This window comes from Bradyrhizobium sp. 521_C7_N1_3 (assembly GCF_052075975.1).
Lineage (GTDB): Bacteria > Pseudomonadota > Alphaproteobacteria > Rhizobiales > Xanthobacteraceae > Bradyrhizobium > Bradyrhizobium japonicum.
In genome coordinates this window covers 7,848,969-7,869,396 of record NZ_CP197232.1, presented here as the reverse complement: position 1 = coordinate 7,869,396, position 20,428 = coordinate 7,848,969, and the positions used below count along the sequence as shown (strand labels likewise).

23 protein-coding genes and 3 pseudogenes are annotated in these 20,428 nt (G+C 58.4%); 5 read left to right on the top strand and 21 right to left on the bottom strand.

What is annotated here, in order from left to right; all coding sequences use genetic code 11:
- The first annotated feature begins 186 nt into the window (after positions 1–186).
- Positions 187–1,161, top strand: a complete 975-nt coding sequence (locus AB7008_RS37070) for an ABC transporter substrate-binding protein (RefSeq protein WP_212454131.1) — start codon at positions 187–189, stop codon at positions 1,159–1,161.
- Positions 1,162–1,618: 457 nt separating this feature from the next.
- Here the strand turns inward: AB7008_RS37070 and AB7008_RS37065 are convergent, their stop codons facing one another.
- From AB7008_RS37065 to AB7008_RS37040, 6 genes and pseudogenes are all read right to left on the bottom strand, one after another.
- Positions 1,619–1,864 (bottom strand): hypothetical protein, encoded by a 246-nt coding sequence (locus AB7008_RS37065; RefSeq protein WP_212097254.1) that lies wholly within the window; start codon positions 1,862–1,864, stop codon positions 1,619–1,621.
- An 823-nt stretch (positions 1,865–2,687) separates the two neighbouring features.
- Entirely contained in the window at positions 2,688–3,044 is a 357-nt protein-coding gene (locus AB7008_RS37060) for a PRC-barrel domain-containing protein (protein WP_014493356.1), read from the bottom strand.
- A 216-nt stretch (positions 3,045–3,260) separates the two neighbouring features.
- Positions 3,261–3,545 (bottom strand): annotated as a pseudogene (locus AB7008_RS37055) (hypothetical protein); the annotation flags it as partial.
- 9 nt (positions 3,546–3,554) lie between these two features.
- Positions 3,555–4,619 (bottom strand): IS630-like element ISRj1 family transposase, encoded by a 1,065-nt coding sequence (locus tag AB7008_RS37050; protein ID WP_011084514.1) that lies wholly within the window; start codon positions 4,617–4,619, stop codon positions 3,555–3,557.
- A gap of 19 nt (positions 4,620–4,638) precedes the next feature.
- Positions 4,639–5,265: a hypothetical protein gene (locus tag AB7008_RS37045; RefSeq protein ID WP_441260398.1), complete on the bottom strand. Its 627-nt coding sequence runs from the start codon at positions 5,263–5,265 to the stop codon at positions 4,639–4,641.
- Between the two features lie 690 nt (positions 5,266–5,955).
- On the bottom strand, positions 5,956–6,573 hold the full coding sequence (locus tag AB7008_RS37040; RefSeq protein ID WP_014493359.1) for a LabA-like NYN domain-containing protein: 618 nt from the start codon (positions 6,571–6,573) through the stop codon (positions 5,956–5,958).
- A gap of 220 nt (positions 6,574–6,793) precedes the next feature.
- Here AB7008_RS37040 and AB7008_RS37035 point away from each other — a divergent pair, with 220 nt between their 5' ends.
- On the top strand, positions 6,794–7,063 hold the full coding sequence (locus AB7008_RS37035) for a hypothetical protein (protein ID WP_080593869.1): 270 nt from the start codon (positions 6,794–6,796) through the stop codon (positions 7,061–7,063).
- A 178-nt stretch (positions 7,064–7,241) separates the two neighbouring features.
- Here AB7008_RS37035 and AB7008_RS37030 read toward each other — a convergent pair whose 3' ends face one another.
- From AB7008_RS37030 to AB7008_RS37010, 5 genes and pseudogenes are all read right to left on the bottom strand, one after another.
- Positions 7,242–7,394, bottom strand: coding sequence for a hypothetical protein (locus AB7008_RS37030; protein WP_212454130.1), 153 nt, complete (start codon positions 7,392–7,394; stop codon positions 7,242–7,244).
- Positions 7,395–8,298: 904 nt separating this feature from the next.
- Positions 8,299–8,511 (bottom strand): hypothetical protein, encoded by a 213-nt coding sequence (locus AB7008_RS37025; protein WP_014493363.1) that lies wholly within the window; start codon positions 8,509–8,511, stop codon positions 8,299–8,301.
- A gap of 322 nt (positions 8,512–8,833) precedes the next feature.
- Positions 8,834–10,030 carry an MFS transporter gene (locus tag AB7008_RS37020; RefSeq protein ID WP_212505173.1) on the bottom strand — a complete coding sequence of 399 codons (1,197 nt, stop codon included), beginning with the start codon at positions 10,028–10,030 and terminating at the stop codon, positions 8,834–8,836.
- A gap of 312 nt (positions 10,031–10,342) precedes the next feature.
- A pseudogene (locus tag AB7008_RS37015) lies at positions 10,343–11,036 on the bottom strand (SOS response-associated peptidase family protein).
- A pseudogene (locus AB7008_RS37010) lies at positions 11,000–11,243 on the bottom strand (hypothetical protein); the annotation flags it as partial. The pseudogenes AB7008_RS37010 and AB7008_RS37015, both read right to left, overlap by 37 nt.
- A 745-nt stretch (positions 11,244–11,988) precedes the next feature.
- Here AB7008_RS37010 and AB7008_RS37005 point away from each other — a divergent pair.
- Positions 11,989–12,270, top strand: coding sequence for a hypothetical protein (locus AB7008_RS37005; protein WP_212454127.1), 282 nt, complete (start codon positions 11,989–11,991; stop codon positions 12,268–12,270).
- 302 nt (positions 12,271–12,572) lie between these two features.
- Here AB7008_RS37005 and AB7008_RS37000 read toward each other — a convergent pair whose 3' ends face one another.
- The 4 genes from AB7008_RS37000 to AB7008_RS36985 form a co-directional block, all read right to left on the bottom strand.
- Complete coding sequence (locus tag AB7008_RS37000) at positions 12,573–12,890, bottom strand: hypothetical protein (RefSeq protein WP_312016793.1); 318 nt, start codon at positions 12,888–12,890, stop codon at positions 12,573–12,575.
- On the bottom strand, positions 12,787–13,029 hold the full coding sequence (locus tag AB7008_RS36995) for a hypothetical protein (protein WP_376707379.1): 243 nt from the start codon (positions 13,027–13,029) through the stop codon (positions 12,787–12,789). Before AB7008_RS36995 ends, AB7008_RS37000 begins: the two co-directional genes overlap by 104 nt.
- A gap of 581 nt (positions 13,030–13,610) precedes the next feature.
- Positions 13,611–13,973, bottom strand: a complete 363-nt coding sequence (locus tag AB7008_RS36990; protein ID WP_212454126.1) for a hypothetical protein — start codon at positions 13,971–13,973, stop codon at positions 13,611–13,613.
- A 471-nt stretch (positions 13,974–14,444) separates the two neighbouring features.
- Positions 14,445–14,735: a hypothetical protein gene (locus AB7008_RS36985; RefSeq protein WP_212454125.1), complete on the bottom strand. Its 291-nt coding sequence runs from the start codon at positions 14,733–14,735 to the stop codon at positions 14,445–14,447.
- Between the two features lie 79 nt (positions 14,736–14,814).
- Between AB7008_RS36985 and AB7008_RS36980 the strand changes: the two genes are divergently transcribed.
- A complete protein-coding gene (locus AB7008_RS36980; protein WP_212097264.1) occupies positions 14,815–15,045 on the top strand; it encodes a DUF6894 family protein in 231 nt (76 codons plus the stop codon).
- A 1,307-nt stretch (positions 15,046–16,352) separates the two neighbouring features.
- On the opposite strand, the gene AB7008_RS36975 is transcribed toward AB7008_RS36980, so the two are convergent.
- From AB7008_RS36975 to AB7008_RS36955, 5 genes are all read right to left on the bottom strand, one after another.
- On the bottom strand, positions 16,353–16,544 hold the full coding sequence (locus AB7008_RS36975) for a hypothetical protein (protein ID WP_441260397.1): 192 nt from the start codon (positions 16,542–16,544) through the stop codon (positions 16,353–16,355).
- Positions 16,545–17,615: 1,071 nt separating this feature from the next.
- Complete coding sequence (locus tag AB7008_RS36970) at positions 17,616–17,879, bottom strand: hypothetical protein (RefSeq protein ID WP_212454124.1); 264 nt, start codon at positions 17,877–17,879, stop codon at positions 17,616–17,618.
- Positions 17,880–17,997: 118 nt separating this feature from the next.
- Positions 17,998–18,510, bottom strand: coding sequence for a septal ring lytic transglycosylase RlpA family protein (locus AB7008_RS36965; RefSeq protein ID WP_249156308.1), 513 nt, complete (start codon positions 18,508–18,510; stop codon positions 17,998–18,000).
- 290 nt (positions 18,511–18,800) lie between these two features.
- On the bottom strand, positions 18,801–18,965 hold the full coding sequence (locus AB7008_RS36960; RefSeq protein ID WP_200890053.1) for a helix-turn-helix domain-containing protein: 165 nt from the start codon (positions 18,963–18,965) through the stop codon (positions 18,801–18,803).
- Positions 18,962–19,171 carry a hypothetical protein gene (locus AB7008_RS36955; RefSeq protein WP_212454123.1) on the bottom strand — a complete coding sequence of 70 codons (210 nt, stop codon included), beginning with the start codon at positions 19,169–19,171 and terminating at the stop codon, positions 18,962–18,964. Before AB7008_RS36955 ends, AB7008_RS36960 begins: the two co-directional genes overlap by 4 nt.
- Positions 19,172–19,627: 456 nt before the next feature.
- On the opposite strand from AB7008_RS36955, the gene AB7008_RS36950 reads away from it, so the two are divergent.
- Positions 19,628–19,804: a DUF2934 domain-containing protein gene (locus AB7008_RS36950; protein WP_441260396.1), complete on the top strand. Its 177-nt coding sequence runs from the start codon at positions 19,628–19,630 to the stop codon at positions 19,802–19,804.
- A gap of 52 nt (positions 19,805–19,856) precedes the next feature.
- On the opposite strand, the gene AB7008_RS36945 is transcribed toward AB7008_RS36950, so the two are convergent.
- The gene (locus AB7008_RS36945) at positions 19,857–20,237 is read right to left on the bottom strand and encodes a hypothetical protein (RefSeq protein ID WP_014493378.1); all 381 of its coding nucleotides are present in this window, start codon (positions 20,235–20,237) and stop codon (positions 19,857–19,859) included.
- Positions 20,238–20,428 lie beyond the last annotated feature (191 nt).

Sequence of the window (20,428 nt, the reverse complement as noted above, 5' to 3'; positions counted from 1 at the left end):
GCATGAGTCTGGAGTTGGCCCAAGGCGAAGAGAGGCAATATCTGCGGCACGTCAGCAGTCGAGGCAAGACCGGACTCGGCGGAGGTACGGCTGAATCGGCGCGAATGACCGAAGGCGACATTTCGGTCTCTTTCCTAACGGTGCATCGGCCTGCTACAATGATGATGGGAGGACTTCTAAAGTGACATGAAGCGGCGCAAGTTCATCACGCTTGTTGGTGCAGCGTCTACGTTCCCTTGGTTCTCAGCGGCGCGGTCACAAGTGTCGAGGAGAAGCTATCGCATTGCGGTTTTGGCTGATGACCGGGTTTTAAGTGACCCCGACGGTAAGCCTGTCTGGCGAGCTTTTTCTGAAGAACTCGCTGCCGGTGGCTTTGTTGAAGGCAGCAATCTTCGGGTCGATCGGCGCGGATTCGGCCAAGCGGACCAACTGGATACCATGGCTATTGAGTTGGTACGCACACGTCCCGATGTGGTTTTCGCGCTTGCGCCTGCAGCCGGCCACGCCGCACAGCGGGCAACCCGCAACATACCGATTGTGGTGCTCGCCGACGACTTGGTAACAAGCGGGCTCGTCGGCTCCATGCCCCGTCCCGATGGAAACCTGACGGGTGTGTCGATCTTCGCGTTCCACCTCGACGTCAAACGGCTGGAGTTGCTGCATGAGGCGCTGCCCAGCGCCCGGCGCATTGGTATCCTCGCCGAATCTGACCGAAGTTTTGACGCACTGGAGCGCGCTGCGCGCCTTCTTGGTGTTGAGATTATGCTGTTTAAGGCTGGGGCCAACAAGGAAGTCACTGATGCAATCGACGCCATGAAGGCAAAATCGATTGATGCCGTCAATGTGCTTGCATCGGCGAAGTTATGGAGCATTCATTCGCTAATCATTGAACAACTAGCTTTGCATAGGATGCCTTCAATTTGGCAATGGCCGCAGGGGGCGGAGGACGGCGGTCTGATTGCGTATGGCCCTCGTCTGGATGGTGTGCTTCGGCTCTGTGGTCGGCAAATTGTGAGGCTGTTGCGAGGTACAAAAGTGGCAGACGTTCCTGTGGAACAGCCCACCGAACTCATTCTCGGTATAAACATTAGGGCAGCCAAGGCACTCGGTGTTGGAATTCCGCCCACGTTGTTGAGCCGCGCTGACCAAGTACTCGACTGATCGTTCGGTGTTGGCTGACCTGCCGACTACCTCCGAGGATGCCTGCTATCAGGGATGAGCGGTAGAACTGTTGATGTATCTGACTGAACACTGGGCGCAGCTTACTCTGCGAAACATAAGTGTTTGCGAAGTGATCAAACACATAGCCACAAGCATGCTTCATCCGCACGACGCCGGTCAGGGATCGGGGCAGACCCCAAGGGGGATCTCCTCGGAAGGCATGCTTGTGTTTGCCAGTCCCCTGACGAAGTCGCCCGACGCCCGCTATTGCCGAATGAACGCGGTGGCAAGCGGTGCTCGCGGTGCGACGTAGAAACGCGCTTTGCACGCAACGCAAGTCAAGTGCTCCGCGATATCAACCCGCAGCCCGGATCGCAATTTATTCGATCCGCAATCTGGACACTTTCCGACGTTTAGTGCTTCAAGAATATCCGTCTCGCTCATGACGCCACGAACATCAGACGCCGAACGAACGCGTGATGTGCTTCGCCATGACGATAACTGCGTCGGTATACTTGCCATTTGATACTTGCTGATCGCACAGCATCAGGAAGAGCAGGGCGAGAGCAGCAATCATGCAACCCTTGAGCATTACGGTCTCTCCATGAAGAGACTGCCAACCGAGCAGGTCCAGATGATAGTTAGCGAAACGGGTGTCGCCGCCGCGACGATTGCAACGGTCCCAACGTTGGCAATGATGCATTAACTTTCCGTAAAGCAGAACTAGAGAGGCAAGCGCCCCTGATCTTCGGACCAATCAATAATCTCGAAGAACATGCCCCGACGAAGCATCTCGGCCTCTAGATTGGCGGCATGCTCCCGCCAGTCAGGCGTTTCACGAACTTGGAAGCGAGGTTTCTCTCCGGCAGCCTTCTGGGCCTCGTCAGACGCGAGAGCGCCGCGAACACTCTCATACATCATGGTGATGCTATCGTTCGTGAAAGCTCGATAGTCCATCGGTCCAACAAAAATTCCGTCGCGGGGTTGAGTTCAGCGACGGCTCAGGTGTGAGTTCGTAGATATCGACTATGCGCTAGCCGGGATAATGATGGACGTTGGGGGTTAACGGGCCGTTGCTGCAAAACTAGTGGCAGGCGCAATATCGGAGAGCGGGCCCCGGCGTACACTCGCTGCCTCGCCATGTGCTAAGCCTAAGCTCCGTGCCAGACGTTCAACGCGCCTTCGCGAAAGCCTTCAACGAACTGATCAGATACGTCTGGTGGCATAATTTGGGCTAAGATCATCGCGCTGTCGGAAAGCCTCGTCGGCAATGTTCGGCGATCTACCATCCGTCGATGCCGCCGGGCAGCCTGTCGTCGGTGATAATGCCTCTGCGCCATTCGTTGCGTGGACGGCGTTGTATTCTTCCTCTCGCAAGGCCTCCACGACGAACTCGCATATGAGAGCGTCGTCCTCGACGAGAGGTATTCGCACTAGCGGCTCCTTCAACCAAAGGTGGAGCGCTTCTGCCAGCAGGCGCGTTGACCGCCGCGGCAGGCCCGCTCTCGCGGGCTTGCCGGTAACCGTCAGAACCCGGAATAGTAGTCGTTCACGGCTCTCGCGCGTCCCGGGTCGTTCCAGTCCCAGGCATTGTCGTTGCCGTACTTCGGCGCACCCTGAAGCCTGTCCGCCGTGAGATTGGTTCGGTAGCCGCCGAGACCCGTGTCATACTTCAGCGATTGCCAGGGCAGCGGGTAGTGATCGTCCCCGATGCCGAGGAAGCCGCCGAAGCCGAGAACCGCGTACGACACTTGGCCGCTGACCTTGTCGATCATGACGCGCTCGATCGAACCGATCTTCTGGGCGTCTGACCCATAGACCGCCGTGCCTTCGACCTTGTCGCTACCGATCAGCGTACCGGTTTCACGCCTGTCCGTTTCCATTGTCGTCTCCTCCTAAAAAACATGACGCACGACAACTGTGATCGAGAGGCGATCGTTCCTACGTTTTAAAGGTTTCGGCGGGAGGCTATGGAAAGCGAGCGACGCGACAAAACTGATCTCGTACTTCGCGCGTCGCGATGAATTCACCACCCCGACAACCGGTGCAGCGGAAGGTCACAGGATTTCCAGCCCGTGACCCTGAGCAGCAAAATGAGGTTAAGGTAGTGACCGGGGATCCGCGACGCGGCCTTTGTGCCATCGATTGGAATGAGTCATCCACTCGGAAATCGGCTCGCCATCGCGATGCCGGCCTCCAGCTTCTGCGCCAGCCCAAGCCGCCGCGGCCCCGAACAGCAACGCTGCAGCCGCTGAGAAAGCGATGATGATGCTCGCCGCGCGAGCCCTCGAGATCGCGCTCTTTGCATTTGCCAACGTCGTGTCCACCCGCCTTTCAGCGTCCGATGCCGCAAGACCGGTCAGTGCCGTGACCTGCTGAACTAGTACCCGGAATCAGAGCTGAGTGATACGGCGGCCTTTGAAACGGCGTTGACGGACCTTTTTCTTGGTCCAGACGAAGGGCTCGGCTCTGTCGTTGTATGCGTTGACGTAGGCATCGATGTGTTCCTGAAGCTGCTTGAGGCTCGTGAAGGAGGTGCCGCTGAGCGACTGCCCCTGCAAGATGGAAAACCATACTTCGACCTGATTGAGCCATGACGCACTTGTCGGCGTGAAATGAAATTGCACGTTGGGGTGGGCCTTGAGCCAGTCCTCGTTCTTTTTATGGGTGTTGAGGTTGTCGAGGATGACGTGAAGCTTGCGGTTCGGAAAAGTCGCGGTGACGCTGTTCATGAAATCGAGAAACTCGACGCGGCGCCGGCGTTTTGAATGGGTCGCGATGATCTTTCCGGTGGCGACTTCGAGCGCCGCAAACAATGTTGTGGTGCCATGCCGCTTGTAATCGTGGCTTTGGCCGGTTAAGGCGCGGCCATTGGGCAACTTCAGATAACCCTGCGCTCGCTCCAAAGCCTGGATCGAGGGCTTCTCGTCCACGCACAGCACAATGGCCTTCGCCGGCGGCGCGACATAGAGGCCGACAACATCGGCGGCTTTGGCCGTAAAGTTCGGGTCGTTGCTCTCGCACCAGGACTTGCGAGCCACCAGGTCAATCTTGTGGCTGCGCAGGAACCGCCAGACATATTGGACATCGACATCGCCCAGCGCCTCGGCCAGCAGGGGGCCGGTCCAGCGCGCAAACCCTTGCGGTGGCGGCTTATCCAGCAGCTTCAGAATCCGCTTGTCGGTCGTCTTCGTATAGATCGGCTGCTTGCCAGGCCGCGGCTTGTCTTGCAGCCCTTCAAGGCCATGGTCGGCATAGCGATGCCGCCAAAGGCTGACAATCCGCGGCTGGACCCCAACTTCCTTGGCGATCGACCGGGTGCTGCGCCCATCCGCCGCCAACAGAACTATCCGCGCCCGCTTCAAATCGCGCTGCAACGTCACCGGTGAGCGACAGCACGCCTCAAGCACCTTGCGATCTTTCCTCGAAAGGTGGACTTCTCTTGCTTCGGGTATCATCCCGACCTTGAATCACGACTCACGTTCCAAGAAAAGTGGGTACTAGATAAGTGCGATCTTCGGGAAGGACGCCGCCGTGGCTCGAGGCAGTTGCCAGAATGCGGGCGGCTTCAGCACGCTCACCTGTCAGGTCAACGTTCGGCGGCCTCCGGGGCGCACGGAAGAGATGATCAAGCTCGTAACTGAGGACCGACGGTTCGGTAGCGGACGGCGGCTGCGTCGTCGCGGACGGACGGTTTGCGGCGCCTGCTATCAACGCAGTTAGAACCGCTCCCATCAAGACCGCGAGCGCCCAGGCAGCAACGCCATGCAGTCCGTCGCGCGTCTCGATGTCATCGGTCGCGGAAGCGTAAGGCGGCCGCACGCGCCCGGCAAAATAGCCGCCGCAGCCAAAACTGATAAGGGACTGAAAGATCAGGTAGACGCCCGACAACAGCCATAGCGCAACGGAAGCATCTCTCCAGGTCGGCGCAGCGGAGGCCATGCCCAGTCCAAGCGCTGTTCCAAAGGAGATCAGTATCAGGGACAAACTCGTAGCGACGAAGGCTCCAACAACGATGGGTGTCCACTGCAAACCCCAGGGCCTGGTTAAGTTGGACGCGGTGGCTGTTTCGGATGCGATCCCGGAGATTGGTTCAATGGCCATGGCGTCTACCGGAGACCGAGTAGAGACAAAATGAACATGACGATTACGATCAGGCCAACGAGATAGATGATTCCATTCATGCGAAGTCCTCCTCTTCGCCATTTCAATGCCAGGCGTGCGTAAGGGTTCCTCGATCCAGACCCGCCAGGTGGCGCATCCGCGCGACTCCGGTCATAAAAAAACAGCCGCGTTGCCGGGGCAAGACAACGCGGCTGGGAAGCAAATCCCCGGAGGAGCCAAGCTTACTTCCTGTTGCTTTTGGGGCCGGCCTGATCGCTGTCGGGAACCAGAGCCACCCTGGCCGGACGCGTCAGGCTTCATCATTCCGCCCTTGGTCATGCCGTAATTGTAAAATCCTCACATGCCGTTTCTCAAGGTCGGGGAGACGGCCCGGTTGGGGGGCTTGGGGGCAAGTAGACCGGGGCCGCTCCGCCAGCATTGGCGGCGATGCTTGGCAGGTTCTCAATTGGCCTTCGGCGCTAGTTGTTCCGCGCCGCCCGATGCAGACGCAGATTCGGCGTCGGTCGCCGGTAGGAATGCGAAGCTGGCAGTATATTTTCGCGTCTGGGATGCGCCGCGCATTGTCGTATCTCGGAATTGGTCTATGCGCGTCGCTGACTGCTTGGATGTCGATGATGCTGTTCTATTGAAGTGGTTCTGCCGCAAATTTATCGATGCAGGCAACCCTTACTAGCCAGGAGGGTCGTTTCCTTTCGGCTCTTGTAAGAGTTTCAGCATGTGTCCCCGCGGTTCGCGATCACGTGGGGCAGGGCGCTCGGATGGGACGCGGCCAAGCTTCGGCTGCAGCTCGACGAGATCGGTAAAGACGTCGGCCTGGCGGCGCAGCTCGTCGGCGATCATCGGCGGCTGGGTGGCGATAGTGGAAATCACCGTGACTCGCACGCCGCGGCGCTGCACGGCTTCGACCAGTAAGCGGAAGTCGCCATCGCCCGAGAACAGGACCATCTGGTCGATGTGTTCGGCGAGCTCCATGGCGTCCACCGCGAGCTCGATATCCATGTTGCCCTTGATCTTGCGGCGGCCGGATGCATCGACAAACTCTTTAGTCGCCTTGGTGACGACCGTGAACCCGTTGTAGTCCAACCAATCAAGCAGGGGACGAATCGAGGAAAACTCCTGATCCTCGATGACTGCGGTGTAGTAGAAAGCTCGAAACAGTTCCCCGCGGCTCTGAAATTCCTCCAGCAGACGTTTGTAATCAATGTCGAAGCCCAGTGCTTTCGCCGTCGCGTAAAGATTGGCGCCATCGATGAAAAGCGCAATCTTGTTAATCGAAGCGGATGACATGACTTGCGGGCTTTCCAGAGCGCCGATTTAGGTCTTGGTCGAAGACCAGCAATTGAATCCTTGGCTCAATCTCGAAGGACTACGAAACGCGCGAAAAATACTTTAAGCTTCAAGCAATCGCATGGCGAGGAGGAACTCCGCCGCCACCAAAGAAGTTAGCCGATTTAAAATCGTTGAGTAATGTGGCTATTTTAGGTGGTCGTTTTGGAGTATGCGTCCCATGAGCGAGATGGATTTTCCTGTCTTTGATAGTTCGATCACACGGCGCGGTCGCGGCTGGCGTTGGTGTGTTTCTGGCGAAGCCGGTAAAATCTTCCTGCAGGGTACTGAGCGCAGCCGACCTGCGGCACAGTATATGGCTGCGCGAGCGACTTTTTTGCTGCTCCTCACCGCGCCCTACTGGAGCCCCAGCAATGAGCTGCTTCCGGTTAACGGATATCCAGTTAAGCCAATTCCCACCGTGCGCCCGAACTCAACTGGCCTGAGATAGCCAAAGGCCGTGTGCGCTTGGATGCTCTCGGACTCTCGGAAAAGGCTCTCCATCGCGGCGTTCATGAGAGGGCTCGCAGTGTGGCGTGGCGCGTACGGATCTTCAAGAACCAATTCGTTGATTGGAAAAACGCTTCCTGTGAGTAAGCGCTGGGAGTTCTTGCGTCTGCGAGAACGAACTACGCCGGCAACCCTATCACGTCGTACTCAAATGCCCCCCCTTGGGGGCATTCTCCTCGAACCGTTTCTGCGGCATCGACACTCGCGAATACCTTGATTTGGTCGACGTCGCCGACATGTTTGGCGGTGTTCACGTAGACGAAGACGGTCATTGATCCCTCTTCAGCTTGCGCCGGCTTGGGTCTTTGGAACGGATCGGACTTCCTGCGGGTTAAGCGCGACAACTCTGGGAGTTTGCCGTGAAACTAATCCTACTATTAGCAACCGGTTTGGTTGTCTCTATTGCTGCCGTGTCGGCGCAGCCTTCCGGCTCACCAAGCGGACGTGGGGCGGTCAATGGTGATCCCGCAGCCAGCTCGACGGCGCCGAGCAGAGACCCGCGTGGCACCACTGGCATGTCGCCTGGTTCGAGTAGCGGAAGTGGTACGTCCACTTCTGGTGGCAAAGACGACAATGGTGATCAGGGTCGAGACAAAATGCCGGACAGCAACAGGACTGTCCGGCCCGAGAACCAGCAGCCGGAAAAGCCGCACTAGCGCTTAAAATCCCGTGTGGATCGACTCTCGTCGAAGTTCTGGCGTCGCAATTCGGACGGAGCAAGATGAGCTGAGGCCGCTTGAGCCTCGGAACGGAGGCGAATCCAACCGACGCTCAGCGAGGGTAGGCGGCATCCACTCCCACGCATGGTCCACTTGTGAACAACGCCGCCGCGATGTTAGCGCGCGTGCTTTACGTCTCGTGAATGTCCTCCGTCTTGCGCGAAGGGCCTCGCGTTGAAGCTGGCGAATTTCGATAGGCTTCGGTATTTCACGGGGGTGTGCTTGGCGTCACCCAAAACTATGTTGCCGCGCTCTGAGCGAGTCTGGAAATGACTGGCCGCCGCAACAAATACAATCCGCCTATCCTCATGTGCCAAGAATGTAGGCGACGGATGGCGTATCTCGCTCCACTTCCAAAGATTGCTAGCCTGCCCGCAGCACACGCTTACTTGTGTCGACCATGTCAGCGGGTCGATAGCATTACGTTGAAGTAGGGCCGACGCAGGCATCTTTTAAGCTAGCCGTCCTGGCACCGAATGCCGAAATTGTCGCAGGTCAGCGCAAAGGCTTCCTTCGCCTTTGCATCCTCAAAGCAGAAGCGAGTGCCGATGTCTGCGCGATCGGCCCACCACCCCAATTTGCTGCCCTTCGCAATGCGAGCAGCCTCTCCGCGCAGCAAATCCAACTGTTTTCCAGCCGCGTGAACGACTAAGCAATTTTCCTTTGTCATGAATGCGGTCCTCAAAAATGAAGCAACGACACCATTTTGATTCCGACAAAAAATGAAAATAGTGTGGCGGCTCGGGTGCTAGAACGAAGGCCGCACCAGGGGGACTGCTGCGACCTCATTCTCGAAAAAATTCGGGTGGAATGATCTAAGTGAAATATGCAGCCATCCCCGGTGATCAACAACCTACCGCAGCTCGGTCGCAGCGCAATGTCAGCTAGGTCACACCTGGAAACCTATTTAATGCGCAGGCACGACTTACTCAGAAGCCCTTCGCTTAGGCAGTCTGGACTGCTTCGTCGCGCGCTCCTCGTCATGACAATCCCTAATAATTCTTGACGGTCGGGCTAAACACCAGCCACAGTGCGATTGACACCAGCCCAAAGCAGCCGAGCAGCAGGAAGGTCGGGCCGTAGCCGATCCATTGCGCGATCCAGCCGCCGAGTGCGGGACTGAGGCTTGCGCCGATCCCCTGCACGGTGATCACGGCTCCCTGGCCGAGATTAATGCGCCCGCTGCCGTTGAGCGAGCGCGCGACCATGCCCGGGACAGCGACAGTCTGCAGTCCGGTCCCGATGCCGTCGAGCACCTGCATTGGTACAACACCCCACCATCCCATGACGAAGAAAGCGAGCACGCCGCGAACAGGCAGCATCGTGAAAGAGACCAGCAGCACTGGCCAGTAGTTGCGCTTGCCCGCGACTTGCATGCCGACTAGCGATGTCGCGATCATCACGCCCTGCGCGATCACCACCGTGATTGCTACGAAGCTCGGACCGTCGGCCTGTGCTTCTGCGACGGCCGCAAGGCCATAGAGCGGAACGATCGCGGCGTTGCCGAGATGGAAGATCGCCAGCGCCAGCGCCAGCACGAGCAGCGGCTTGTGCTTGAACAGGATGGACAGACCACTCGGCGGGCTATCCGGATCGTCCTCCTTGCCGCCGCGCGCGGCGCGATCGTCGATCGCCTTGGCCGGGATCATCAATACGCAAGCCACCGCGATGGCGCCAAAAATCGCGGCGAGTACGAACACGGTCACGTAGCCGAATTTGTAACCGAGATAGCCCGACAGTGCCGCGCCGACCATGTTGCCGGCATGGTTGAATGCCTGGTTGCGTCCGTTCAGCGCATTAAAACCTTTTTGATTAGCGATGCCGAGCGTGATGCCGGTTACTGCCGGCACAATCGCGGCACTCGCCAGCGATTGCGCAACCTGCGAGAACGTCACCGCCCAGAAATTCTGTGAGATCAGGATGATTGCGGATGCCAGAACGACACAGATGCCAGGGATGACGACCCACAGCCGCTTGTTGCGGCTAGAATCGATGAAGCCGCCGATCGGTGTCGTTACCAGCATGCCCGCGACATTGCCGAACGTCATCGCGGTGCCGATCAATCCGGTGGCCCAACCACGCTCCTGCAGGAATACGCCCACGAACGGCCCGATGCCGGACTGCATGTCGGCCATGAAAAAGTTGACGGCGTAGAGGGGCCAGATGCGGGAAGGCGAGCGCGATATCATTTGAGAGGCCGAGCGTGAAGCTGCCGATCGAATAGAGTCTCGCGCAAGCGGACATGGCCCGCCGATTGGCCGGACTGGAAAATAACCTGTGCCCATCATGTTAGTTCCGCCGACCTTGGCGGTTAGAGCGCAACGACGTCACCTCGCTAATGCCTCGCGCTCATTTCTGGATCTCTGCCATGCCTCTCTGGACCTGCGCGGCCCCTCCCATGCGCGGTCCGTTTCCCGGCGAGAGTTAGCTTATGGCGGCGAGCTCGAGGAGCTTCCGCGCGGTGGCCTTGGGTTCGGCGTTGGGATGTTCCCCGACGAGTTTTATATTGCGGCCAAATCTTCTTTCACGCCACGTGCCACGATTCGCAACGCGCCGTCTGCAAGCGGACGCTGAAGTTCTTTGGCTTCATCCCAAGGCGCCTTCATCCAGGTCTCAACTGCACCCGGCGTCGTCAAAACAACGGGCATCGCTTTCGGGTGAATGGCGTTTACCTCAAAGCTTGGTTTGGTAGTTAGAAATCCATAGAGGTCGTTGGTCGTCTCGCCTTCCCTGACTTTTCGCACCGAGGTCCAGTTTGCCCAGATGCCAGCGAAAGCAGGCGAGGGGACGGGTTTCGTCGAGCGCAAACCAAATGTCGCCGCCTTCGGCTTTGTTGAACTCGCTGAAGCTGGTGAACGGCACCAGACAGCGATTGTTCGGCCCGAGCCAGCGCTTCCAGTGGTCGCTATTTGTGTTGCGAATGTTGGTCGTGCCGCTGTCCGGCTCCATCCGGAGCAACTCCTTGAAGTGCACCGTTTTACCTTTGGCCTCGAGTTTCTGGGCACGTTTCTTTGTCGCTTCCATAAGAGCCTTCGAGGAAGAAGGCATTCTCCATCGCGCCATGACAATCTCGCGTCCGTCTAGGGCATTGCGGACGATGGGGGCAGGGTAGTCGGGAAATATGCCGGGCATGCTGGGCAGATTGCCGACGCGACTGTTCAACGCTCCGAACAATTGACGGAGTAGAGATTGCACATCGTCACATCTCGGAAGGAGCAGGCCGGGCGGTGCGCGAGCTGCAGCAGCGCCGCGGACGGCCGACGACCCGCCTTAGCACACCGTAGCACCGGAGCCTGCCAGCTAGGTCATGGACAAAGGTCGTGGGAGGGTGCCGCAATGCAGCGAAATCAACATCACGCCGGTCTTGCAGCGGGAGCATTCGATCTCCAGCCACGGATATACACGATGGCTTTCTCGGTCGATCACGCGGGCGATCAGGTAGTGATCGCCGGACGTCTTAAACGACCCTAAACGTGTGGCGTCGATCGCGAGCTCTGACCTCCCGAGCGGATAATATCTCCGCAACTACGGCGTAGGCGCGCTCTTTGGGCACGCCTAGCGCGACCTTGCCCTTGATGAACTCTTCGAGGCCGACCAAGTTTACGTTCAGCCTCTGTCGTCTGTTGAATAGCGTCCGTTTCCTGCTTGAGTGCGTCGTCGTCAGACATCAGTGCCTCATCCTAGTGGTGGCTGCGGCGAGCCGGGACAAGTACGGCGCCGGGCTTAAATTGGCCCGGCGGCGGTAAGGTTCAATCTGTTGGGATGCCAACTCAAAGGCCCGCTGGTTCACTGGGGGGCCTACCACCAATAAGCAACCCCTGCCGGTTTACGACAGGGGCTGCCGCGGATGGATGGCCTGAGGCTAGCGCCGGGGCGTCTAGGTGTCACGCCAAGGACCCGCTGAAAGTCAACGCCGCTCGGCGCCTCGCAGCTAGCAGATTTGTTAAGCAGCGCGCACAAATAAGCGGCTTGTTAGACCGTGCGGGGTTTGATCACGTGCATCAAGATTGAAGACACGCTTTAGTTGCATCGATTGTTCTGCAGTACGCATTGCGATCACCATTCACGCTTAGCGGTTCGCCAGCTTGACCGATCGAAAAGCGGTCGCGCAAGCCGTGGTCCACCGACACACGGGCTTTTTAACTCAATGGTGCTGCGCTATTTTAAAGCCATGCCGCGTAGCACAAACCGTAACCTGCCGAGATCTGCGGACCTATTGGCCGCCAAGGACGAGCTTCTTGCTGGTCGACGGATCGTCATTGCTGCTTTGGCTGGACCGCGTCTTAGCGGTAAGAAAGGCATCGTTCTTGGTCAGGGAGCGACGGCCACTCAGGTCAAGGTGCTCTTAGACGGTGCCAAGGGCTACGTGATTCTCCATGCGCGATACGTTGATCTATTCGAGGATCGATCCGCTACCAAGGGGGTCTAGAATGACCGAAACGAAGGCGCGGTACGTTGTTTGGTATGAGCGACCGGCAACCGGCCGGTTCACCGTACTGGATCTTTCACTAGATATGCCCGCGATCGGAAAAGGCGGGAAGCCTCTGTCTGGCTTGTCGCACTCCACTGCTGAAGCAGAGTCCGATAGACTGAACGCTGCCCGCAGCCGACCGAGGGGCCCAGAAAGGGGATGGACGGAAAGGGGCAATTGAACCGCGGGCCCCGATTGGGCAGGAGGCGCGCGACCAAACGCTCAGAATTCTCGCGTCATTGCCGGATGGGTCCGGTTCTTCAACTTGATCCAGTCTTTCGAGTGGCCGGCGCCATAACGCCGGTCGCGGCGTTTCGAGACCAGGCCCTCGAGGCCCATGCCACAGGCTGCCTTGAAAAGGTTCGGCCCAATCTCTCCCCCTCAAATGGTGCAATGAAGATGCCATCCGGTCGGCCGCGTAGCAGCCGCGACAGGTTGGTCTTGCGCATTGTCAGCGGCAGCTGGCGCAGATCTTCACCGCCGAGCGCCAGAATGTCGAACGCATAGAGCTGCAGCTCTCCATCGTGCCGGCGCGAGTGCAGGGCGTTGAAGTCTGAGACGCCGTCCACGCCGAGCACTACAGCCTCTCCGTCGATGACGGAACTGCTGCTCACGGTTCTTCAGCGCCGCCTCGACGATCCAGGGGAAGCGGTCCGTCCGGTTGTGGCCGTTCTTGGTGAGCAGCCAAACGTCGCGCTCTTTGCGCTCGACGCGCAGGCGGTAGCCGTCATACTTGATTTCGTGGATCCAGTCGGGGCCGGCCGGCACCACCTTGGCGGCCGTGGGCAGGCAGAACTCAAACGCTTTCGACATAGTCGACAGATAGGCGCGGTTTCATAGATTGCGAATCCGGAACCGTCCTGAATCGATATCGGCTTGACACTGTTAGTGGCGGCGGGTGTAAAAAAAACACGCGCAGCGTGCTGTTCGCCGGAGGCTACGAAACCGGATGGACTGGATCGCTTATACGGTTATCGGGCTGTTGCTGCTCTTTGTGGCAGGTAAGTTGTTTTGGAAATGGCTCAACCGAGGGATCTGGCGAAGTTAAATTCCGAAACGACATCAGTGCCGCCAGCCGTCCTTGTCGACCTCCACCTGAAATCCTTTCGGCATCCGCGGCACTTCACCTTCGCCAGTCATGTTTCAGGCCGGGCAGGGCGCGCCAGCGCCGCCACAGCTGCAAGCGCGCCGGCCATCCTAGGGGCGATCCGGGTGGTTCTCGCAAACCCAGCCAAGATCGTCGCAGTTGGTGCACGTTGTGGCGCATCCGCCGGCCAGCTGCTTTTCATCGCTGGACATCAAGCAACCCCGCGCAAGGGAAGCGCTAGCTGCATGTCGAAGCGCCTTGTGGCGTTAGCGGCGATGAAGGCTTGTAGTGCAGAGGAGACCTCAGCGTCGGTGTCGGCTGCGCGCTGGGCCAGTGCGTCGGCGACCTCGGAAGTCGCATCCCGCGACCATCCCTCGACGGGATTGAAGGATACAATTCGGACCGGATAGGCGTACTGGCCGGACACGAGATTTTGCAGGATCGTCTCGAGGTCGGTGTCAGCCTCGTCCGTCTCGTGCCAAGCGCAACCGGCGCGCGCGCCGAAGTCTTCGAGTACCAGATAGATGTCGCGGTCGAGGCGGTCGGCCGGCACGATCGATGGCGAGGAATGCATACGATACTCCGATACTACAAAAGCGAAGAGAACGGCCCCAGCTCCGGTAGGATCAGAGGGTAGGCCGAGGCCATTCTGCCGGCCCGGCTAGGCAAGCGAGCCGCGACGATTCAAATTTTCGGCTGCTCTTGTCGTTCCCCTTGAGTCCGCTGTCTCCGAAGAAAAGGGCCCCAGCTCAAATGAGGGATGAGCCGGGGGCCTAGAGGTTACCCTCGACGAGCCTCGAGGGCGTCGGGGAAACTTGGCACTAACCGCGATGTTCCTGCGCGATGGCTTGCTGGCGCCCGTGGCCGGACTCGAACCGGCAATACACTGATTGCAGGTCAGCCTCTCTACCACTGAGCTACAAGCAGCTCCAGCCAGGCAGGGGGAGTGCAAGCTGGGGACGTGGCTTGTCGGCCACACGTCCGACTAAACCGAGACGGTTTGTCGGGATTCGGACAGACGAGCCAGCGCCATTTATTCAGCCTGTCAGCCATTGAAGTGGTGTGATCGGCGGATCAGCCCGGCGGTCTCCTCCAAGGGCCGCCAGGCTTTTCCGGTTTGCCAGTGGCCAGGGGCTGACGCCGCTGAGCGAGTGGAGGCAAGTGTTTGGATAAGGATCTTCATTTCAAAATTGCTGTCATCGCCCTTGGCGCGTTTACGACCGTCTTGGCCATCAGGCTGATATATCCTGTCTGAGGTGTTCCTTCGATGGCGGTGCTTGTTCAGCCGCATCGATGGAACCGTGACTCCAAGCTGCATATCCGCATGCAGCACCACGTCTGCACCCAACCGTGCAGACAATCGGCAGCCGGGAAAAATAGGAACCCCTAGTACTTATGCCGGTTCTTTCCGCCGCATGCCCACCATCTATTTCGATATTCTCAATGATGCCGACACGATCATCGACGACGAGGGCGTCGAATTGCCGGACACCTGCGTGGCCCCGCAGATGGCTCTGGAATTGCTAGGTCAGGCGATTTTGGATGGATCGCGCCGTGGCACTCCGGGCGTGACCAAAATCGAATTGCGAGATCAGAACGGGCCTTTTCTGCGCGTGTCAGCCGCTGTCGTGATCGAGAAACTGTAGCGAGATCTCGGTGATCGCGCGCCTCTAAACGGACATTCATCAATGAGCGATTTTCTAAGTCATTCTTCAGCCGATATGTCCGTCTTTCCGAGACGGGACGACCTGCTTAGTAGGACTGAGCAAACCTCGCCGGTCAACGACCGTCGATGGACTGATGGCTATCTGTTGCCTGTCGTATTCTTATCCGTCGCCGGCGCGGCCTCGGTTGTGTGGTTCTGCGCCATCGGATGGACCAGTTGGCGCCTGATCAACTGGGTGATTTCATAAGCCGTCCAGCAACGATAAGCCGCGCCGCCACCCGGCTGCGAGCCCTCGAATTCGTGACCGTTGCAGCCTGGCCACGAACGGCTCGGCGAGGAACGTTGGCCTCATTCCCCGATTGAGCAGCAAAAGGGAGGACATCATGGTCCGTGACCTTTTGCTCCTGCTCGCCGTTTCAATCGTGTTGAGCGCATTTATTTGGAGCATCTTCGGAAATTCGAAAACAAGGCCTCGGCATCCGCGAGGTGAAGCATCACTTTCATTGAATGCCGCTCCGGATTTTTTTCAACCGAGGTCTGAGTTCATCCGTATATGAGGAGCGAACGCTGACGCGTCCGTCGCCCGGCGCCCACTTCAGCGCAGGCAGGCCGGTCTTAAATCTCCTGCGCGCACTCTCGTGCGCCCAGCACGTTCTGCATAGGGTCAGCGGAGGATGGCTGTCGGGGTAGCTCCGGACCTCTCCTGCGGAGTAGCGGCACTTGCCGCTGTCGCAATTTGGATTGTTGTTTGGATTCTTCACATGGGCCCCGGTCAAGTCGCGATCTGTCTAAAGTGAACGAAGATTGTGACGAGTGCATGCATGGGAAAAGCCTCGGCGCGTCGAAAAGGCGGCTCCAGCGGTAGGGTTGCGAGCTTGCTGGAGCCGCGCAGTCGCGATGTGCAAAGCGCTCTGGGACGAATTGGACTGGCCCGAAGCGTGATTCAAATGCTGTTCGAGCGCCAGCGTTCCTATTGAAGACGTGTTGGGCGGGATACAACAACGCCCGGCTTAAAAGATCGGGAACAACCGGAAATGCGCGCTGATTCAACTGCGCCGAACGGCGTCAGCGTCCGGTTCCACCCCCGGCGATCTGCGAGGCCGTTTCGTTGTGTGGCGCTGAGAAAAGCAAAAACGCCGCCCACTTAAATATACCGCGGGCGGCGGCTTCTCAGCAAAATCCCGGATACCCACTAAGAGATGCGCGGCGAAAAGGTTCAGCCGCACCAAGCGGGTGTTTGCGGGGATGGCGGATTTGGAGCGAGGCTTGCCCCAAGATGGCGGGGCGTCATTCGCGACGGCTCGCGGGCGCATAGTGCGTAGTCTTGGCAGCGCTCTCAATGTTGTGGTTTTCGGCCTCTGCTGGAGTTTCGAATGGCACCGCTACGACTTCGCCGTTCGGCGCAATCATCACGGCAAGGTACGAGAGCCCCAGCTGGGGCGGATTGTAAACAACGAAAGTTATGCCCGACATTTTCATGTATCTCGCATCCGAGGTAACGGCTGAGCGCCATCTTCCATCCGAAGCGATCTCCCGCTATTGCCCAACCGGCCGTATCCCTAGATCAAGGTTAAGGAACTCTTGCGAAACTTTTCGCCGTGCGGGCGCCTAACAATTCCCAAAAAAAGGCTCCAGCGCAAATGGGATGAGCCGGGGCCTAGAGGTTACCCTCGGCGAGTCCGAGGGCATCGGGAAAATTTGGCAAAAACCACGATGTTCCTGGCTCGGCAGAATCCCCGCGGCGCAAAACGTCAACGGTGCAGGGTAGCACCAGCTGGCCCCCGATCGGCCGAGCGCGCGCTGTGTGAAACAAGCCACACGCAGGGGAGATGTAGAACTTGGCTGGGAACGTCTATGTCGCGCCCGGCTTGTGTTATGCGGTGACGGTCTCGGTCCCACGAGACAGAAGCCTGTCCGGAAGCCCCAGCATCATTACGCCCCCCGGCCCGATGCTGGGGCCTCCACGGACAGAGGATTCAAAGATAGGTCCCAATGCCAATACGGTTTTGGGCGTCCTGCTGGCGGCAGCCCTCCTGTACCTCATTTTGTTCATTAGCCGGTTTCCGGGCTCAGTGGCCTAGTTTGAAATTGTCGCCTAATTTCGATAGCGTTCCTGCTCCGGAACGAGGCGGTGTTTTGGGCGGAGTCATGCGAGAGTTTCGCGCATACATAATCGATGACGAGGGGCACATAACGCTCCGAGTTGACCTTGAGGTACACGATGAGGCGGAGGCTAGGGAGCGAGCCAAATTGCTTGTAGACGGGTACACGGTAGAGCTTTGGGAAGGCGCAACCAGGCTCGATAGATTTGAGCCGATCAGCAGGCATTAAGGTAGGCCGCCTCGGTTGGCGGCCTCTTTCATGCTGCAGTGGCGCGCGGCGCAAGAAGCGCAACGATACAACTTCAGATTCGTTGTCATCGGCCGACCGCCATGAAAGACTGACGGCATATTTCGCGTCTCGGAGGGAATACCCGATGCGCCTTGCATTGCCTTATGTGGGAATTGGTTTTTGCGCGCTTCTCTCGGGCTGGTTGTCCTTTACCCTGATCTATTGAGTGAGTAGGCCGCCCGGGCCTAGCAAGCGCACGTAAGTCGCGCTCTCGTGCATCTGGAGCCAGCCGCCCTCGATCGCGTGTTTGAGCCCGGCGCCAAACTCGCTGCCACTGCCCTTCAGCTTGAACAAGAAGGGCGCGTTGATCCTCTCGATATAGATGCGGCCGTCCTGGACAGCCGCGACGATCGCCGCGAGCTCGACAAGCTTGCGCGCGGCCGCTTCCGGGTCAGCATAGGGTCGTTCTTCGGTGTGCTTCATCGGCGTATCCCATTGGCCGCCCGCGCGGCGGTGATGTGTGCGCGGTGCTGGTAGCTCCTCGTCACCTATCTATCTGCACAAGCGATCCTGTCCCGATACTCCTCGAGTGGTCGAATGTTCACAACACCTCCGCATGAACCTGAGCCACGCCACGATCCGTAATACCCAAGCTCCGCGCCGCGGCCAACGAAAGGTCGAGGACACGACCGCGGACGAACGGACCGCGGTCATTGACGATGACGATGACGCTTCGGCTTCCGTGGGTGACGCGCAACTTGGTACCGAAGGGCAGGCGGCGGTGCGCTGCTGTTAGCCGATTACGATCAAACGATGAGCCGCTCGCTGTCTTGCCTTTGGAATAAGAATAATAGGAGGTCGTGCCTGAGAAGACTCGATTCTGAGATTGAGCTCCCGAACGATCTTTCGAGGGATATTCCGAAGTCTGAGGTTGCGTTTGCTGTGTGGTCGAAGGTTGCGTTTGCGTTTCGTCCTTCTTTGTCTGGTCGCTTCCTTCAGGAGCTGGCTCCGCGTGAGCTCTTGGAATGATGGACCACCTGTCATCGAAGTTTTGTCCGACAGCAGGAGTTGAGTAGATCGCCATCCAAGCTGGGATTGTTGCAATCGCGATCATTCTACAAGGAACTTGCATGATCGGCCTCACGCACAAATGAAACTGATGGACAATGCGAACTCATCGGCCTGTGTTCCGGCACGCGCATCCACGTGCAGAACAAAGGTGAATGCATACCGATGGTCCGATGGGTGGTTCCAAGAGTGTTTAGACGCAGCGCAGCAGGCAGCCATCGCTGCGCCGCATCACGCCGTAGAAGCCGCAAAACCGAAGGCACAAATCATATTCGCCTCCAGCAGCCGCTGCTTGGCTTCTACTCTGGTGGTGCAGTCTTTCGATCTCGAAATTGCTCAAGCGTTCGCTATTGCATTGGCCGCCACGCCACGTCTGGCGAGGTAGAGATCGATCACCTTCTGCGCCTTGTCGACGCTCCAGCATAGCGCCTCGGCGATCTCCGGGGCCGTTGCGCCGGCCTCAGCGAGCAGCGTCGCGGCTGTGCCGCGGTTATCGATCAACGGCGCGCCAATACATATCCAATCAGGAAGGCGATTCCGAGCGATGCGAGCGGAGCCTCGCGCGTTAGGTCGCTGACGATAGCCTTCCACTGGCCAGGCGGCTTGCCGTCGCCGAGCCCCTCGCGGACATCGTGTGCGACCTCGCGGACCGTTTCGTTGGCGGCAGCGAAAGTTGAGGTTTTGGTTTGGGATGGCGTGTCAGTCATCGCTTCCTCCTCGGGCGACAATGAACCGTGGAGAGCCTAGTTCCTCCAAAACTGACGGGGTCTGCTTTACCGTGTGCGACAAGACGGCATGCTGTTCGTCTCACGCTTTAGGAACGAGGCAATAACGCAACGTATTGTCAGAGGAAGTGGCGGGCGGAGCCTTACAATGATCAGCGTGTCAAGGAAAGATCTGGAGCTGATAGCACTGCAGGAAATCCGGAGCTTTCCGGGGGGCGAGTCAGTCATCGCGGTCGAAATCGAATGCGACGAAGGCTATCCGAACGACATGAATTGGCGTTTGGACGTTACTGCGGCCGATAACGCCGACATAGATCGCATCGAGTATGCCGCTCGGACGACAACCGCAAGACTAAAACGTCGATACGTTTTCCGGAGGCACTGAAGATCGATCGCGAGAACTTATGGAGCAAGGTTTGCGCAATAGGAGAAGCGACCATGCCAAACCTAAGTCAGGAAGACGTTCGTATTCGTGCCTACGAGCTTTGGCGTGCTGCGGGCGAGCCAAGCGGCGACATGGAGGCCTTCTGGTTTGAAGCCGAGAAACAGCTTCTGGCGGAACGGTCGCAACCTGATGAGCTTCCGCCCGGCATGACCGATAATTTGCCGGTATAAGAGCAATCAAGGCGCGTGGCGATTACGCCACGCGCCTTCGAGCAACGAGCCGTCAACGTTTGGCGGGCGGGCCGCTCTTGTTTCCCGGCAGACCTTTGATATTCGATGAGTCCTGTTGCTGGGTCGTCGTGTTCTGACCGACAGTACCTTTAGGAGAGGGGCCGCTTGTGCTACCCGGTGCTCCGGCAATTCCTGTTCCCGAATTTTGAGCGCTTGGTGCCGTCGTCGTAGAATCGGCGCGACCCGAGCTGCTGCCCGGCATCTGCGCTGCGGAACCTGGTCTGTCCTGTTCACCGACGTAACCCGACGCACCGGAGTTTTGAGTCTTGATGCCTTTATCGGCTTCGTTTTGCATGTTTGGCGAGGTCTGTTGAGCCGCCACTGGCGTCAAGCCAACGGCAACAACGATTGCTGCAAGTGCGATGCGACGCATGAGTTCCTCCTTGGGTTGTTTCCTCAACAACGTGAGAAGGGCTCGCTGGCTCCTAAGTTCTTTTTTTGATTCTTTGAAGGCCGATCGTATTCGCGCGCATTGCAAGAAGCTGTTCTTTGACTGATCGCAAGTGCCCGAACTATTTCGGCCTCGGCATTTTGAGCGACGAGTTTTTGTTTTTTTGGTTATGA

Bases quoted from the DNA above. Each gene is read 5' to 3' on its own strand.
- AB7008_RS37070 (WP_212454131.1), top strand. From the start codon at position 187: ATGAAGCGGCGCAAGTTCATCACGCTTGTTGGTGCAGCGTCTACGTTC.
- AB7008_RS37065 (WP_212097254.1), bottom strand. From the start codon at position 1,864: ATGCATCATTGCCAACGTTGGGACCGTTGCAATCGTCGCGGCGGCGAC.
- AB7008_RS37060 (WP_014493356.1), bottom strand. From the start codon at position 3,044: ATGGAAACGGACAGGCGTGAAACCGGTACGCTGATCGGTAGCGACAAG.
- AB7008_RS37050 (WP_011084514.1), bottom strand. From the start codon at position 4,619: ATGATACCCGAAGCAAGAGAAGTCCACCTTTCGAGGAAAGATCGCAAG.
- AB7008_RS37045 (WP_441260398.1), bottom strand. From the start codon at position 5,265: ATGGCCATTGAACCAATCTCCGGGATCGCATCCGAAACAGCCACCGCG.
- AB7008_RS37040 (WP_014493359.1), bottom strand. From the start codon at position 6,573: ATGTCATCCGCTTCGATTAACAAGATTGCGCTTTTCATCGATGGCGCC.
- AB7008_RS37035 (WP_080593869.1), top strand. From the start codon at position 6,794: ATGAGCGAGATGGATTTTCCTGTCTTTGATAGTTCGATCACACGGCGC.
- AB7008_RS37030 (WP_212454130.1), bottom strand. From the start codon at position 7,394: ATGACCGTCTTCGTCTACGTGAACACCGCCAAACATGTCGGCGACGTC.
- AB7008_RS37025 (WP_014493363.1), bottom strand. From the start codon at position 8,511: ATGACAAAGGAAAATTGCTTAGTCGTTCACGCGGCTGGAAAACAGTTG.
- AB7008_RS37020 (WP_212505173.1), bottom strand. From the start codon at position 10,030: ATGATATCGCGCTCGCCTTCCCGCATCTGGCCCCTCTACGCCGTCAAC.
- AB7008_RS37005 (WP_212454127.1), top strand. From the start codon at position 11,989: ATGGTGCTGCGCTATTTTAAAGCCATGCCGCGTAGCACAAACCGTAAC.
- AB7008_RS36990 (WP_212454126.1), bottom strand. From the start codon at position 13,973: ATGCATTCCTCGCCATCGATCGTGCCGGCCGACCGCCTCGACCGCGAC.
- AB7008_RS36980 (WP_212097264.1), top strand. From the start codon at position 14,815: ATGCCCACCATCTATTTCGATATTCTCAATGATGCCGACACGATCATC.
- AB7008_RS36975 (WP_441260397.1), bottom strand. From the start codon at position 16,544: ATGAAAATGTCGGGCATAACTTTCGTTGTTTACAATCCGCCCCAGCTG.
- AB7008_RS36970 (WP_212454124.1), bottom strand. From the start codon at position 17,879: ATGAAGCACACCGAAGAACGACCCTATGCTGACCCGGAAGCGGCCGCG.
- AB7008_RS36965 (WP_249156308.1), bottom strand. From the start codon at position 18,510: ATGATCGCGATTGCAACAATCCCAGCTTGGATGGCGATCTACTCAACT.
- AB7008_RS36955 (WP_212454123.1), bottom strand. From the start codon at position 19,171: ATGACTGACACGCCATCCCAAACCAAAACCTCAACTTTCGCTGCCGCC.
- AB7008_RS36950 (WP_441260396.1), top strand. From the start codon at position 19,628: ATGCCAAACCTAAGTCAGGAAGACGTTCGTATTCGTGCCTACGAGCTT.
- AB7008_RS36945 (WP_014493378.1), bottom strand. From the start codon at position 20,237: ATGCGTCGCATCGCACTTGCAGCAATCGTTGTTGCCGTTGGCTTGACG.